15 protein-coding genes are annotated in these 13473 nt (G+C 61.6%); 6 read left to right on the forward strand and 9 right to left on the reverse strand.

Annotated features, from left to right (window positions below):
- Positions 1 to 149: 149 nt before the first annotated feature.
- Positions 150 to 1466, reverse strand: a complete 1317-nt coding sequence (locus tag AC07W4_RS21015) for an ATP-binding protein (RefSeq protein ID WP_495033822.1) — start codon at positions 1464 to 1466, stop codon at positions 150 to 152.
- Positions 1463 to 2203: a response regulator gene (locus AC07W4_RS21020; RefSeq protein ID WP_008050458.1), complete on the reverse strand. Its 741-nt coding sequence runs from the start codon at positions 2201 to 2203 to the stop codon at positions 1463 to 1465. Before AC07W4_RS21020 ends, AC07W4_RS21015 begins: the two co-directional genes overlap by 4 nt.
- Positions 2204 to 2509: 306 nt before the next feature.
- On the opposite strand from AC07W4_RS21020, the gene AC07W4_RS21025 reads away from it, so the two are divergent.
- The 3 genes from AC07W4_RS21025 to AC07W4_RS21035 all read left to right on the forward strand — a co-directional run bounded on the left by AC07W4_RS21025 (position 2510) and on the right by AC07W4_RS21035 (position 4458).
- Positions 2510 to 2773 (forward strand): DUF2790 domain-containing protein, encoded by a 264-nt coding sequence (locus AC07W4_RS21025; protein ID WP_495033823.1) that lies wholly within the window; start codon positions 2510 to 2512, stop codon positions 2771 to 2773.
- Positions 2774 to 2821: 48 nt separating this feature from the next.
- Complete coding sequence (locus AC07W4_RS21030) at positions 2822 to 3076, forward strand: hypothetical protein (protein WP_495033824.1); 255 nt, start codon at positions 2822 to 2824, stop codon at positions 3074 to 3076.
- A gap of 164 nt (positions 3077 to 3240) precedes the next feature.
- Positions 3241 to 4458 carry a cytochrome c biogenesis protein DipZ gene (locus AC07W4_RS21035; protein WP_495033825.1) on the forward strand — a complete coding sequence of 406 codons (1218 nt, stop codon included), beginning with the start codon at positions 3241 to 3243 and terminating at the stop codon, positions 4456 to 4458.
- A 9-nt stretch (positions 4459 to 4467) separates the two neighbouring features.
- Here AC07W4_RS21035 and AC07W4_RS21040 read toward each other — a convergent pair whose 3' ends face one another.
- The gene (locus AC07W4_RS21040) at positions 4468 to 5460 is read right to left on the reverse strand and encodes an AraC family transcriptional regulator (RefSeq protein WP_495033826.1); all 993 of its coding nucleotides are present in this window, start codon (positions 5458 to 5460) and stop codon (positions 4468 to 4470) included.
- A gap of 179 nt (positions 5461 to 5639) precedes the next feature.
- Between AC07W4_RS21040 and AC07W4_RS21045 the strand changes: the two genes are divergently transcribed.
- Both AC07W4_RS21045 and AC07W4_RS21050 read left to right on the forward strand, forming a co-directional pair.
- On the forward strand, positions 5640 to 5909 hold the full coding sequence (locus AC07W4_RS21045) for a DUF4242 domain-containing protein (RefSeq protein ID WP_008050467.1): 270 nt from the start codon (positions 5640 to 5642) through the stop codon (positions 5907 to 5909).
- A 44-nt stretch (positions 5910 to 5953) separates the two neighbouring features.
- Positions 5954 to 6766, forward strand: coding sequence for a class I SAM-dependent methyltransferase (locus AC07W4_RS21050; protein ID WP_495033827.1), 813 nt, complete (start codon positions 5954 to 5956; stop codon positions 6764 to 6766).
- 126 nt (positions 6767 to 6892) lie between these two features.
- Here AC07W4_RS21050 and AC07W4_RS21055 read toward each other — a convergent pair whose 3' ends face one another.
- Together AC07W4_RS21055 and pcsA are read right to left on the reverse strand one after the other, a co-directional pair.
- On the reverse strand, positions 6893 to 7279 hold the full coding sequence (locus AC07W4_RS21055; RefSeq protein ID WP_495033828.1) for a DUF488 domain-containing protein: 387 nt from the start codon (positions 7277 to 7279) through the stop codon (positions 6893 to 6895).
- A 2-nt stretch (positions 7280 to 7281) separates the two neighbouring features.
- Positions 7282 to 8004, reverse strand: a complete 723-nt coding sequence (pcsA, locus tag AC07W4_RS21060; RefSeq protein WP_495033829.1) for a phosphatidylcholine synthase — start codon at positions 8002 to 8004, stop codon at positions 7282 to 7284.
- Between the two features lie 257 nt (positions 8005 to 8261).
- Here pcsA and AC07W4_RS21065 point away from each other — a divergent pair, with 257 nt between their 5' ends.
- Entirely contained in the window at positions 8262 to 8999 is a 738-nt protein-coding gene (locus AC07W4_RS21065; RefSeq protein WP_495033830.1) for a tellurite resistance TerB family protein, read from the forward strand.
- 101 nt (positions 9000 to 9100) lie between these two features.
- Here AC07W4_RS21065 and AC07W4_RS21070 read toward each other — a convergent pair whose 3' ends face one another.
- The 4 genes from AC07W4_RS21070 to AC07W4_RS21085 all read right to left on the reverse strand — a co-directional run bounded on the left by AC07W4_RS21070 (position 9101) and on the right by AC07W4_RS21085 (position 13273).
- Entirely contained in the window at positions 9101 to 9775 is a 675-nt protein-coding gene (locus tag AC07W4_RS21070; RefSeq protein WP_495033831.1) for a DUF3313 domain-containing protein, read from the reverse strand.
- Positions 9776 to 9825: 50 nt separating this feature from the next.
- Positions 9826 to 11094: an OmpP1/FadL family transporter gene (locus AC07W4_RS21075; protein ID WP_495033832.1), complete on the reverse strand. Its 1269-nt coding sequence runs from the start codon at positions 11092 to 11094 to the stop codon at positions 9826 to 9828.
- 69 nt (positions 11095 to 11163) lie between these two features.
- The gene (locus tag AC07W4_RS21080; RefSeq protein ID WP_495033833.1) at positions 11164 to 12777 is read right to left on the reverse strand and encodes an arylsulfatase; all 1614 of its coding nucleotides are present in this window, start codon (positions 12775 to 12777) and stop codon (positions 11164 to 11166) included.
- A 217-nt stretch (positions 12778 to 12994) separates the two neighbouring features.
- On the reverse strand, positions 12995 to 13273 hold the full coding sequence (locus AC07W4_RS21085) for a DUF3303 domain-containing protein (RefSeq protein WP_116583166.1): 279 nt from the start codon (positions 13271 to 13273) through the stop codon (positions 12995 to 12997).
- Positions 13274 to 13473: the final 200 nt, after the last annotated feature.

The raw sequence follows: 13473 nt of genomic DNA on the forward strand, positions 1-13473 counted from the left end.
GAAGGCGGCCTGCCAGCCGACCAATTTCTTTCGAATGTACCCAGCCCAACTGTGGGAGCGGGCTTGCCCGCGAAGGCTGCCTGCCAGCCGACCAATTACTCACAGGTATACTCAAGCCAATTGTGCGAGCCTGACAGCCGACGATTCTTTTACGGCTGCACTGGCAATCGTAGCTCCGCACACAACCCGCCCCCTTCGCGATTGCTCAAGGTCAACGACCCACCAATCGCTATCGCCAGTTGCTGGGCAATCGCCAGCCCCAGCCCGGTGCCACCGGTGCTGCGGTTGCGGGAGTTCTCCACGCGGTAGAACGGTTCCATCACTTGCTTCAGTTCTTCCTCTGCGATCCCCGGGCCACGGTCGAGGATCTTGATCGACAGCTTGCCGTCCGCCTGTTTTTCCACGCGCATCTCGGCAGCTCCGGCAAATTTCAACGCGTTGTCCGTCAGGTTGACCAGCACTCGGCGCAAGGCGTGGGGACGAGTGTCGATGACGGCCGCACTCTTGCCGGTGAGCTGAACGTCCTTGCCCATGTCCTGATAGTCGAACACCAGGCTGTCGAGGAACGAGTCGAGGTCGGTGCGGCGGCTTTCTTCGGTGGCGCCGTGGATGCTGCGGGCGTAGGCCACGCCTTCGCGTACCAGGTGTTCCATCTCGCCCAGGTCGTTCCACAGTTTGTCTTTCTCGCTGGAGTCGTCCATGAACTCGGCGCGCAGTTTCATGCGGGTGATCGGGGTTTGCAGGTCGTGGGAGATCGCCGCGAGCAATTGCATGCGTTCCTTCAGGTACGCCGCAATGCGTGCCTGCATCGAGTTGAAGGCCCTGGCGGCGTGGGCGACTTCGGTCGGGCCTTTTTCGTCCAGGAGCACGGGGTGGGCATTGGGGTCCAGGGTTTCTACCGCACCGGCGAGGCGGGTGAGGGGGCGGATGGCGATTCTGACCGCCAGCCAGGAGCAGGCCAGCATCAGCGCCAGTTGCCCGAGCAACACGATGGGCAGCCAGGGCGACAACGGCACCATCGCCGGGCGGACGTCGATGGTCAGCGGGCTGCCGTCCGCCAGGTTCAGGTGCACTTGAAAGTGTTTTTTCGGCCCGGGGATGTCGGTAAAGGTCATCGGGTAATCGTGGCCGATGGCATCTTTGATCGAGGCAATGGCAATGGGTGCATCGGGCATGTCGGTGCGGATGGGCGTGCCGGGCGAACCCTCGTTGAGCAGGTAACTGTAATTGCGCCGCTCCAGTTGTTTGAGCCAGGCGGCTCGCTCATCGACGGGCAAGCGGTCGAGGATGGCAATGGAGGTGGAAACATCGGTTTCCAGGTTGCCGAGCATGGTGTTTTTCGAGGATTCGTAGCGTTCGTAATACTGCGCGCCGAAGGACAATGCCTGGGCGAGGATCAGGCCGATCAGGAATATCAGCGACAGCCGCGAGGCCAGGGTCCGCGGCCAATGCAGCGCCCGCGTCATGATTGATCGCCCAGGATTTCCACCGGCAGGGAAAACACATAGCCTTCGCTGCGCACGGTCTTGATGTAGGCCGGTTCGCGGGCGTCGTCGAGCAAGCGCTGGCGCAGGCGACTGACCAGCAGATCGATGGAGCGGTCGAACAGGTCGGCGTCGCGGCCCTGGGTCAGGTTGAGCAATTGATCGCGGTTGAGCACCCGTTGCGGATGGTCGAGAAACACCCGCAGCAATCGATATTCGGCACCGCTCAGGGCAACCATGGTGCCGTCTTCATCGAGCAGGTGACGGGCCGAGGTGTCCAGGCGCCAACGGCCGAAGGCCAACAGGCGGCTGGCCTCGGTCACCACCAGGTTCGGCGGCAGCATGCGGGTACGTCGCAGCACCGCGTTGATCCGCGCCAGCAGTTCACGGGCGGCGAATGGCTTGACCAGGTAGTCGTCGGCGCCCATTTCCAGGCCGAGGATGCGATCGGTTTCATCGTTGCGGGCGGTGAGCATCAGTACTGGCGTGGCCTTGTGCTTGCCGGCGCGCAATTCGCGGCAGAGCAGCAGGCCATCGTCCCCCGGCATCATGATGTCCAGCACAATCAGGTCCACCGGGGTGGTTTCCAGAAACGCGCGCATCTGCCGTCCATCCGCCACGACCGTGGTACGCAGGCCGTTCTTCTTCAGGTAGTTGCCGACCAGTTCGCGGATTTCGCGGTCATCGTCAACGATGAGGATGTGATCAACGTGATCCATTGGGCCAAACCTCTGGTAAATGTGGAATGCCACACAGTCTATCGAGCCTGGGCGGGCTCGCCTGCCGCCCTTTGTATTGCAGTGTATCTGGCTTGCCTGCGGATACACACGAAGGCAAAAAAGCCGATTTTCAGGGGTTTTGTATTGCTCTGTATCTGCGCCCGGTTCTGATACGTACCGATTGATTCACGCCGATTCCCGACACAGACGAGATACCTCGCAGGCTTTTAATAGGTTCCATCGAGGCAAGCCAGACCGCCTCGGCCCAACGAACCAACGACCTGTTGAAACCTTGAGGAACTCGCCATGAACACCAAAGCCGTCTACGCCGCTTGCCTGTTTGCCGCCCTGAACATCTGCACCCTGTCGGCCCGCGCCGAAGCCGATGTCACGCCTAAAACCTACACCTACGGCACCCATCTTGACATCAGGAAAGTGGTGTCGCTGACCGAAGACGCTACGCCTTCCTGCGGCGTGGTGAATGCGCGGCTGACGTACCTCGACGCCCAGTCGAAAACCCAGGTGCTGGATTACCGCAAATTCGCCGACAACTGCAACTCGGAAAACTGAGTGTTGCGATCAACCACCGCTTAATCCATTTGAGACAGGAAGGACATCATGAACAACGTTTCCCGCTTTTTGACCGCCATCGCCTTTTCCGTCGCCGGTGCGGCGGCCCATGCCAACGCCGTTGTCGAGCAAAGCGCCTGCGCCAGCAACACCTGCTTCCAGCTGACGCCAGTGGCAGAGAAGGGCACCAATGGCTTCCTTGCGCAAGACGGTTCCAGCCGTACGCCGCAAGGGCAGATGCTCGCCGAGAACGGTGCCAGCCGCACGCCTCAGGGGCAGTTGCTGGGCAGCCAGACGGCTTGAAGCCTCACCCGTTGTTGAAAACATCACCGTTCAAATGTGGGAGCGGGCTTGCTCGCGAAGGCGGTGTGTCAGCCGCATCATCGCTGGCTGAAAGTACGCTTTCGCGAGCAAGCCCGCTCCCACAATGATTGTGTGTCGTCCTCTGATTTGTCTTAGGTGATCCCATGTTACTCATCGCTTTCCTGGGCGGCATATTGACCGTCCTCAGCCCGTGCATCCTGCCGGTCGTGCCCTTCCTGTTTGCCGGGGCCGACCGTACACGCTCCTCGATCCTGCTCACCCTCGGCGGCATGGTCCTGACCTTTGCCCTGGTCTCCAGCCTGGCCGTGGTCAGCAGCGAATGGGTGATCCAGGCCAGCAACACCGGCCGCCACGTAGCGCTGCTGGTGATGGTGCTGTTCGCCCTGTCGCTGATTTCCGCCCGGGTCGGCGACTGGCTGGCGCGCCCCTTCGTGTTGCTGGGCAATCGCATCGACCCGAACTCGCGCAAGATGTCCGGGCCGCTGGCGTCGATCATGATCGGTGTCGCCACCGGGCTGCTCTGGGCACCCTGCGCCGGTCCGATCCTCGGGGTGATTCTCACCAGCGCCATGCTGCAAGGGGCGAACGTCGGCACCAGTCTGCTGCTGGTGGCCTATGGCGCGGGTAGTGCGCTGTCCCTGGGCACCCTGATCTTTGCCGGGCGCGGCCTGGTCAATCGCTTGAAACCGTCGATTCCGGTCACCGGCTGGTTGCGCCGTGGCGCCGGGGTTGCGGTGCTGTCCGGTGCCGCTGTGATTGCAACGGGGGCCAATGACCTGTTGCTGGCCAACACCTCCTCGGAAGGTGTCAGCAGCGTGGAGAAAGGCGTGCTGGAAACCGTGCCGAAAGTCGTCGATTACCTGGTCAGCAAAGTCAAGGCCGACAGCACCATGGGCGATGCCCAGGGCGCCATGCCGTCGCTGTCCGGCGCGGTGGAATGGCTCAACTCACCGGCACTGAGCAACGAGGCCCTGAAAGGCAAAGTGGTGCTGGTGGACTTCTGGACCTTCGACTGCATCAACTGCAAGCACACCCTGCCGTACGTGAAGGACTGGGGAAAGAAGTATGAAAAGGACGGACTGGTGGTGATCGGCGTGCATACACCCGAATACGGCTTTGAACGCATCATCGACAACGTCAAGGCCAAGGTGAAGGAATACGGCATCACCTACCCGGTGGCGATCGACAACAACTACGCGATCTGGCGCAACTTCGACAACCAGTACTGGCCGGCGCACTACATCATCGATGCCAAGGGGCAGGTGCGTTACACCCACTTCGGTGAAGGCAGCTACGACACGCAGGAGAAAGTGATTCAGCAGTTGCTGGAGGAGGCCAAGGCCGCCACGCCAGCAGCGTAATCCGCTCGATCAATGGCCCACAGGTCTTGCCTCGTGGGCCATGCTTTTTCTCTCCTGACCGCGCCGCCACGCCGCTGGCGGCGCGCCGAACTCGCGACGGAAGGCCCGGCTGAAGGCGGTATCGGTCTGGTATCCCACTTCTTCGGCGATGCGCGTCAATGAGCTGTTGCTGCTGCGTAACAGGTTGGCGGCGAGCAGCATCCGCCATTGCGTCAGGTACTGCATCGGCGACACCCCCACCAGTTGCTGGAAGCGTTCGGCCAACACCGATCGTGAGGTGCTGGCGGTGCGCGCCAATTCGTCCAGCGTCCAGGCGTGGCAGGGTTTTTTGTGCAAGGCGTTGAGGGCGGCGCCGACGATGCGGTCACGTACGCCGGCCAGCCAGCCGGTGCGGCCTTCGCCCTGTTCGTTCATGTACAGGCGCAACACTTCGATGAACAGCACTTCGGCGAGTTTGGCCAATACCCCTTCGCCGCCAGGGCGGGGCGAGCGGGCTTCGGCGAGGGCATAGCGCACGGAGGATTCCAGCCAGATACCGGCATCCGAACCGCGCACATTGACCCGCACCACGGCCGGCAAGCCCTTGAGCAGCATGCCCGCCAGGCGCGTGTCGCACGCCAGGTAACCGCACACCAACCGGGTGACCGCGCCACCCCCGCCATAGCTCAATTGCCGGGGGCGGCGCGCCAGCACCGCGTCCAGTCGCGCACCCGTGGCCGGGGGCAATCCGGGATGTGAGCACATGCGATGGGCATCGCCCTGGGGGAAGATCACCACATCGCCCGCGCTCAGCAGCAGCGGCGGGTCATCGCCCAATTCCACGTAGCACTCGCCCTCGGTGATCAGGTGAAAGATCACCACCCGTTCCGCATTAGGCTCCAGAAACGGCGCGGCGGTGTCGGCGCTGGGCGACTGGTAGCACCAGGGCGCGGTGAACCGGGCGTTGATGAAGATCGCGCCGACCAGGTGCACGACGCGCAGGGTCTGTGACAGAGCGTCCATTGGGGTTTCCCCGTGGGAGGTTCCTGATTGTGAGCGCGCCTGCGCGCTACGTGGAATCTCCGGACGATCGGGCAGGCTCGGCCGACGATCGGACAGGACGCCAGCGCCCGTCAGGACGATAGTTTGTCTACGGGGCCAATACCGGCCCTGCCATCCAGAACAAGAAAAGAGAGGTTGCCATGCCGAAGTTCGTGATTGAGCGCGAGATCCAGGGCGCCGGAGCATTGTCGGACAGGGATTTGAAAGCCGCTTCGCTAAAGTCCTGCCAGGCGTTGCGTGAGTTGCCAGAGGTGCAGTGGCTGCAGAGCTATGTCACCGGTGACAAACTCTACTGCGTGTACATCTCGCCGAACGAGGAGCAGATCAGGGAGCACGCCAGGATCAGTGGTTTTCCCGCCAACCGCATTTCCCAGGTCATGAACGTCATCGATCCGACGACGGCGGAGTAACCGCGACCGGACCCGACTCGTGTTTCAACCCAGAGACCGTCTCCATGAGTACACCCATTGATCTGACTGCCTTGAAAAACCGCCAGATGGCCTCCTGGGCCAGCGGTGACTACGCCGTGATCGGCACCACCTTGCAGATCGTCGGCGAGCAACTGGCCGAAGCCTGTGACCTGTTGTGCGATGAGCGCGTACTCGACGTTGCCGCTGGCAACGGCAATGCGACCCTTGCGGCGGCACGCCGTGGCTGCCAGGTGACGTCCACCGACTATGTCGCCGCCTTGCTCGAACGCGGTGAAGAACGGGCCCGGGCAGAACGCCTGAAGGTCTCCTTCCAGGTCGCCGATGCCGAAGCCTTGCCCTTTGCCGACGGCAGTTTTGACGCCGTGCTGTCGACCTTCGGCGTGATGTTCACACCGGACCAGCCAAAAGCCGCCGCGGAACTGGCGCGGGTTTGTCGCCCGGGCGGGCGGATCGGCCTGGCCAATTGGACCCCGGAAGGATTCGTCGGCCAGATGTTCAAGACTCTGGGTCAGCACCTGCCACCCCCTCCGGGTGCGAGTCCGCCCTCACGCTGGGGCAGCGAAGCCTGGTTGCACGAGCATTTCGATGAGCGTGAATTCCTGCTCCAGGTGACGCGCCGCACGTTCAATTTCCGCTATCGCTCGGCGGCGCATTTCATCGATACCTTCCGCCAGTGGTACGGGCCGGTGCACAAGGCCTTCGCCGCACTGCCGCCGGACGGCGCCATGGCCCTGGAAACGGACCTGACCGACTTGATCAACCGGATGAACCGGGCGGGTGACAAGTCACTGGTGGTGCCGAGTGAATATCTGGAGGTGGTGATCACGCGGCGTTAAGCGATAACAATGCAAAACCCTGTGGGAGCGGGCTTGCTCGCGAAAGCGGTGTGTCAGTCGCATCAATGCTGGCTGAATGTACGCTTTCGCGAGCAAGCCCGCTCCCACATTGAATGGTGGTGCCGGCTAAATGACCTTCGCCCCACGCGCCTGCAGCAACTCGCGCAACACTGACCGATGACAATGCGCTTCATCCTCGCAATAACAGCCCACGGCCAGGGACGTCTGATGGGACAACGCGGCCAGAAGGTCCAGCAACTGACTGGCAGCGGGCTCGCTCATCTCGGCCTTGAACTTGCGCCGGAACACCTCCCAGGCCTTGGCATCCTGCGCAGCCTTGGCCTCGGCCACCAGCTGCGCACTGGGCGACAGCAGCGGCTGCCAGACATCGTAAAAATCCCGAAGGGCGAATTCGGCTTTCGGTACGCCACGGGGAGGGCGGCGTACTGTGCCCAGACGCAATCCTTCGTTGGGTCGTCGGGGTGAGCCGAGTTGAACGATATGGACCGCCATGGCTACTTGAGCCTCGATTCGTCGAACCACTCCAGCGCCGTGCGCCACAGGCAGATGCCCAGAAAGTACGCCGACATCAACAGCCACAGCCCCATCACCAACGGGTTGATCAGCGGATGGTTGAGCACCAGCGACAAACTGCACAGCAACCAGATGGCCGTCACCGCAATGTTTATCGGCATGAACCGGCGCACGCGGAACGGGTGCAGGAATTTCATCCGGGTCACGGTCAGCAGGGCCAGGCCGATCACGGTCATGAAGGTGATCCACGGCGACGGGGCGATGATGTACAGGCACAGGGCGACCACGTTCCAGGCGGCGGGGAAACCCTGGAAGTAGTTGTCGGTGCTCTTCATGTTGACGTTGCAGAAGCAGAACAGCGACGACACCAGAATCAGCGACACGCTCAGCAGCAAGGTGTAGTCCGGCAACGGGATGTAGCGGTAGATGAACAGTGCCGGGATAAACACGTACGTCAGGTAGTCGATCACCAGGTCGAGGATCGAGCCATCGAAGCTCGGCAACACCGACTGCACGTTGACCTTGCGTGCCAGCGCACCGTCCAGTCCATCGACGATCAGGGCGACACCCAGCCACAGCAGGCAATGGGTCGGCTGGTTATCCAGCAGGGACAGGGTGGCGAGGAAAGCGGTGACCACGCCAGTGGCGGTAAAGCCATGGGCGCCCCATGCTTTGAGCCTGGCGATGTACAGGGTTGAAATCACGGGGGCGTTCTCCAGTGAATGAAGCAAGCCAGTTGTCGTCCCGCGTACGGGGCGGTGGCAAACCGGGTCGGGTTGCAGGTATCGACCGGGTATCCGCGGATAAGGTTCACCACCTATGAATCTTAGCTGCGCCGCAAAGAAATACCCCGGAGCAATCCGCAATAGTGCAGGCGGGTCAGCCCAACGGTGCTGGCACATTCGCCTGCGGGGGCTATCGTTGCCTGACTGGATAAACGCCCTTCAAGAGGACAACCGTCATGAACACCAGCGATCTGCTCGAACAATTACTGCGCGCCGGCCAAGGCTCGATGGCGCAACAGGGGGGCGGTGGCGCGTCGGCCCAGGGCGGGCTCGGCGATCTGGGTGGATTGCTCGGCGGCTTGTTGGGCGGTGGTGCTGGTGCTGGTGCTGGTGCAGGTGGTGGTGGCGCAGGGTTGGGCGATTTGCTCGGTGGTTTGCTGGGTGGCGGTTCGCCGATGGGCGGCGCACCCCAAAGCCGCTCCGGTGGCGGCACCAATTACGCGGCGCTGGCGTCCCTGGGCATGATGGCGTTCCAGGCGTACCAGGCCTGGCAACGCAGCCAGGCGTCGGCACCGCAGGAAGCGCCGCGCACGGTGGACTTGCTCGCCGGCCCGGAAGCCGAGGAACACAGCCATGGGATCCTGCGGGCATTGATTGCCGCGGCCAAGGCCGATGGCCGGATCGATGAATCTGAAAAGCAGCTGATCAGCACTGAAATCGGCCGTCACACCGACGATCCGCAATTGCAGCAATGGCTGGACGACGAGGTTGCCAAGCCACTGGACGCCAAAGAAGTCGCGCAATCGGCCACCGACCCCGGTATGGCCTCGGAGATGTACCTGGCCAGTGTGATGCTGGTGGACGACCAGCAGGACGCCGAGCGCAATTATCTGGATGAACTGGCCGCGGCGTTGCAGATCGAGCCGGAACTGCAATTGCATCTGGAGCAGCAGGCCAAGGGCAGTGCGGCCTGAATCGCTTTGGGCAACACAAACGTGGGGATGAAGGAGTACTGCAAGGGGCAGGAAGGAACTCCAGGTGGCGAGGGCGCAAGATCCCTCGCCACAAGAGTGTGTTACTTGAGGAACGCCTGGAAGTCGGTACCCAGTTTGTCGATCGCCGCCTTGAAGTCCTTGGCGGTAATCTTCTGGCTTTCGTTTTCCAGGGCGGTACCGAACACCTTGCGCACCACTTTGGCCACGGTCTGGTTGCTCTTGGCGTCAACGAACTCGGCTTCGATGAACAGGGTAGTGTCCTGGTCACGGTGACCGGTAGCAGCCTGTGTTGCCCCGACTACGGCCGCGATGGGAACCACTTCATACCACTTCATGCCTTCGTTCTCGGCGTTCACCCCGGTAATTGCCGCACGCATGATCAGAGGGCGGGAACCCGCCGGAGCGGACGAGGTGTTGGACACTACGCGGTACTTCTGACCCAGGGAGGCCTTGGCCTTGCTGGTCATGTAGTTCTGAATGTCGGTCAGCGTCTGCTGGTTGACCCGCTCATCGGGTTTGGGCGCCGGGTACAGCTCCAGCTTGTTGAACACCACAGTGTCATACGCATTCGGGTTCCACGAAGGGCTGACCCAGCGCATCGCGGTGCCACCGCTCGGCGTTTCGACTTCCTGCAGGTTGTTGTAGTTGGACAGGAAGCCTGAGTACTGATCCTTCTCAGTCACTTTCGAGGTGCAACCGCCTAGCAACAGACTTGCCAGCGTGGCGCCGACCAGCAGTTTTCGGGACAGATTCATAGTGGTGTCTACTCCTTGGATAAAATCGTCGTTCTTTCGTTTACAAGATATCAAAATCGCCAGGTCATATTCCCGCTCAGGGCTTGAATCCAGGCATTGTCGAATTCACCGGAAATCTGATTGCCCGATACGGACTTGGCCTGGTCAACCGGCATGTCGCCGAGCCAGACCATGGCCCAACTGACGTTGATATCGGTGTCCTTGTTCAGAGCATAGGTGGCTCCTGTCGCAATGCGCCAGGATTCATTCATCGGCACGATCACGCTGCGGTTGCTGTCCGACACGGCGCTGCTGTCGTACGCCACACCAACGTTCCACAGCCATTGCTCGGTGGCCTGGTATTGCGCACCCAGGGACAGGTGCCAGGTGTCCTTGAAGCCGGCGTCGACCGTTGTCGATTGCGCACCCACCGCGGTGGTGTCGACCTGTACTCCGATGTCACCGAATTCCGACCAGTCCTGCCAGTTGACCGAAGCGAGCAAGGCCCATTGCCGGTCCAGTTGCTGGAACAGGCTCAGGGTGACGGTTTGCGGCACCTTCATGTCCAGTTCGGTCTTGGTGTTGTTGACGCGCTCGAGCAGTCGGCCATCGCCTTTCACATCCAGGCGGTCCTCGAAGTCCAGATCGACCTGGCTGGTGTAGGTCAGGCCAATGCGCGTGCCGGTTTGCGGGGCGTAGATCACGCCCACGTTGGCGCCATAGCCCCAGGTGCCGTCCTTGTATTTGTACTGGCCGTCGGTGCGGTCGGTGAAACCGAAGGGGGAGCGGTCGATGGCTGTTTGCGCCTGCAACATGCCGTACATGGCCTTGACGCCGAGGCCGACCGACCACTGCTCGTTGAAGCGATAAGCCACGCTCGGTACCAGCGACAGGCCGAGCAGGCTGGAGTTCTGCGCGAAGTAACGACCGGACCAGTCGTTGTCGTAGTTGACCGCCAACCCGAAGTCGCCGTACTGGCCGAAACCGACGCTCCAGTGCTCGTCCAGTTCATGGCTGATGAAAAAGCTGCCGCCGGGAATCGGGTCGAGGGCGTTGCCACTGCCGCTGCCCGGGGTGTTGGTGCCGGCGTCGCGGTCGAAGCTCAAGTCGCCGTACAGCACCTGCAAGCCGGCGGTGATTTGCGTACCTGGCAGGTAGCTCATGCCCGCCGGGTTGCTGGCGATGGTCGAGGGGCCTTGGGCGCGGGCAGCGGCACCGGCGTTGGCCAGGCCAGCGTTATCGGTGCCGATTTCGTAAAGCATGATGCCGCCGGCCCAGACCGGCTGGCAGCACAGGGCAAGTAGCGTACAGGCGGGTAGGGCCAGTGTGCTTGTGCGCATGTAACTACCTCAGCAAATGTCCATTTCGAATGTGGGTGGCCTGTGCCGGCCACCCATGATTTCGGCTGTTTACTTGGCCATGGCTGCCCGGGCCGCTTCGATCTTGGCCTTGACCGCTTCAAGATTGAAGCTCGCGCCTTTCTGCATCGGCGGAAACTCCACGGCTGTTTCGGCCAGTTTGACCACTTGTTGCTGCACGAACACATAACGCCAGAACTGGAATTTGAACCACTCGAAATACTCCAGCGAACCATTGGCTGCCATGTTCTCCGGCCATCCGGCACGTTCGAACGGATCGAGGCGCAGGTTGGTCAGGATCGGCATGTCCAGCGTGACCTTGGCCCCCAGCCAGCCTCCGGGCTGATCGATGAAGCGGTACTTGAAGTCATCGATGCGGATCGCACCCAGGGCGCTCTCTCCAAAGTAGAAGATTTCATGCCGGTTCGACGGACCTTTTCCGGTGATCATTGGAGTTTGATCATAGCCGTCCAGGTGAACTTTGTAGGTGGTATCGCCCAATTGTTTGCCTTTGAGCAGCTCTGCCGTGATGTTCGGGTTACCCGCCGCTGCGACCAGGGTCGGGAACCAGTCCATGCCGGACATGATGCCGTTGGCGACCTGGTTGGCCGGTACCTTGCCCGGCCAGCGAATGATCGCCGGCGCCCGGAAGCCACCTTCCATGACCGTGCCTTTGCCCATGGCGAACGGGGTGGTGCCGCCGTCCGGCCAGGTGAAGTTTTCCGCGCCATTGTCGGTGGTGAAAATGACGATGGTGTTGTCGTCCATGCCGTCTTTTTTCAGCTTCGCCATGACTTCGCCGACGATGTCATCGAGCTGCGCCATGCCGGCTTCCTGTTCCGACCAGCCATTTTGCGCATTGCGCATGGCTTCGTACTTGTCGGACAGGTGCGTGACGATGTGCATGCGGGTCGGGTTGAGCCAGACGAAGAACGGTTTGTTGTCCTGCTTGGCCTTGTCGATGAACGAGAAGGCCTTGTCGCGAATTTCGTCGTCGACGGTTTTCATCCGCTCCGGATAGAGCGTGCCGGCATCTTCGATTTTCTGCTTGCCGACCTTGCCCCAGCGCGGCATCACGGTCGTATCATCGGTGGTGGTGGCCCAGCTGTGGACCATGTTGCGCGGGCCAACGGTGGCGAGCAGTTCTTGCGGATAGTTGGGGTGCGCCGGGTCTTCCATGGCGTCGAGGTGGTAGAGGTAGCCGAAGAACTCGTCGAAGCCGTGCACGGTGGGCAGGAACTGGTTCAGGTCGCCCAGGTGGTTCTTGCCGAACTGGCCGGTGGCATACCCCATGGCCTTGAGCGCGGTCGCGATTGTGACGGCTTCGGCGGGAATACCCACGGGCGAGCCGGCCTGGCCGACGGTGGTCATGCCGGTGCGAATCGGCAGTTCGCCGGTGATGAAGTTGGCGCGTCCGGCGGTGCAACTGGCTTCGGCGTAGTAATCGGTGAAACGCATGCCTTCATTCGCCAGTTGGTCGAGGTTGGGGGTTCTGCCGGCCATCATGCCCTGGTTGTAGACGCCGATATTCGACCAGCCGATATCGTCGCCCATGATCACCAGGATGTTGGGGGCTTTGTCGGCGGCCAGGGTCAGGCCGGGAATCGCTATTGCAGACAGCAACAGGGGGACTGCAAGCATCGAGGATAAGGTTGTCCGGTTCATGTCGAGCTCCTGCGTTCTTGCGTGAGTACAACGAGACGAGCCCCCAACCGCCGTTGAAATTCGTTATCCCCCGCGAAGAGCGTAGGTTTGAATGGCGAAATATCCAGTCATGAGTAGTCAGAAAGATGGTGTTTCAGGCGCTTTGCACTGAAATGGCAGACCGGTAAAGTCGCCGGTCAAATCGGGCGGCGAGCGATACTCGCCGCCTCCATCGTCATTACCGGGCGGCAGTGGCAGCCAGCAATGGTGCCATTTGCTCATCGGTCAATGCGGCGTGCACGTCCATGCTCATCAGGTCGTTCCACTCCAGCACCCATTTTTGAATCGGCACCAGATCACTCGCCTCGGCAATGCCGAAGCCGGCCGAGCTCCCTACGGCGTGCCAGCGTCCGTGCATGGTGACGCCTGCGGGCGGCGCGCCACCGGTCTTGAGGAAACGTGCGATTGCGGCATCACGGTTGTCCGGGCTGATTGTCCAACTGACGATGAATAACATCGGCCACCTCCTGTTGCGCATCGGCACCTGTTCTTGCGTGTACCTGGCTGGCGCCGGGGCCGTGGCCACGCTTGGGTTTACACTTCGGTCCTGGCAGGCTTGCAGCAAAATCTCCCAAGGAAGGCATAGCAGTGCCCCGCGACTCACGTACGACCGCTGATCCTGTTTCGGTGCATATTCGAGGGGGTAACAGACGCCTG

It is taken from the genome of Pseudomonas sp. GW821-FHT02A08, from assembly GCF_059422045.1.

Bases quoted from the DNA above. Each gene is read 5' to 3' on its own strand.
- AC07W4_RS21015 (WP_495033822.1), bottom strand. From the start codon at position 1,466: ATGACGCGGGCGCTGCATTGGCCGCGGACCCTGGCCTCGCGGCTGTCG.
- AC07W4_RS21020 (WP_008050458.1), bottom strand. From the start codon at position 2,203: ATGGATCACGTTGATCACATCCTCATCGTTGACGATGACCGCGAAATC.
- AC07W4_RS21025 (WP_495033823.1), top strand. From the start codon at position 2,510: ATGAACACCAAAGCCGTCTACGCCGCTTGCCTGTTTGCCGCCCTGAAC.
- AC07W4_RS21030 (WP_495033824.1), top strand. From the start codon at position 2,822: ATGAACAACGTTTCCCGCTTTTTGACCGCCATCGCCTTTTCCGTCGCC.
- AC07W4_RS21035 (WP_495033825.1), top strand. From the start codon at position 3,241: ATGTTACTCATCGCTTTCCTGGGCGGCATATTGACCGTCCTCAGCCCG.
- AC07W4_RS21040 (WP_495033826.1), bottom strand. From the start codon at position 5,460: ATGGACGCTCTGTCACAGACCCTGCGCGTCGTGCACCTGGTCGGCGCG.
- AC07W4_RS21045 (WP_008050467.1), top strand. From the start codon at position 5,640: ATGCCGAAGTTCGTGATTGAGCGCGAGATCCAGGGCGCCGGAGCATTG.
- AC07W4_RS21050 (WP_495033827.1), top strand. From the start codon at position 5,954: ATGAGTACACCCATTGATCTGACTGCCTTGAAAAACCGCCAGATGGCC.
- AC07W4_RS21055 (WP_495033828.1), bottom strand. From the start codon at position 7,279: ATGGCGGTCCATATCGTTCAACTCGGCTCACCCCGACGACCCAACGAA.
- AC07W4_RS21065 (WP_495033830.1), top strand. From the start codon at position 8,262: ATGAACACCAGCGATCTGCTCGAACAATTACTGCGCGCCGGCCAAGGC.
- AC07W4_RS21070 (WP_495033831.1), bottom strand. From the start codon at position 9,775: ATGAATCTGTCCCGAAAACTGCTGGTCGGCGCCACGCTGGCAAGTCTG.
- AC07W4_RS21075 (WP_495033832.1), bottom strand. From the start codon at position 11,094: ATGCGCACAAGCACACTGGCCCTACCCGCCTGTACGCTACTTGCCCTG.
- AC07W4_RS21080 (WP_495033833.1), bottom strand. From the start codon at position 12,777: ATGAACCGGACAACCTTATCCTCGATGCTTGCAGTCCCCCTGTTGCTG.
- AC07W4_RS21085 (WP_116583166.1), bottom strand. From the start codon at position 13,273: ATGTTATTCATCGTCAGTTGGACAATCAGCCCGGACAACCGTGATGCC.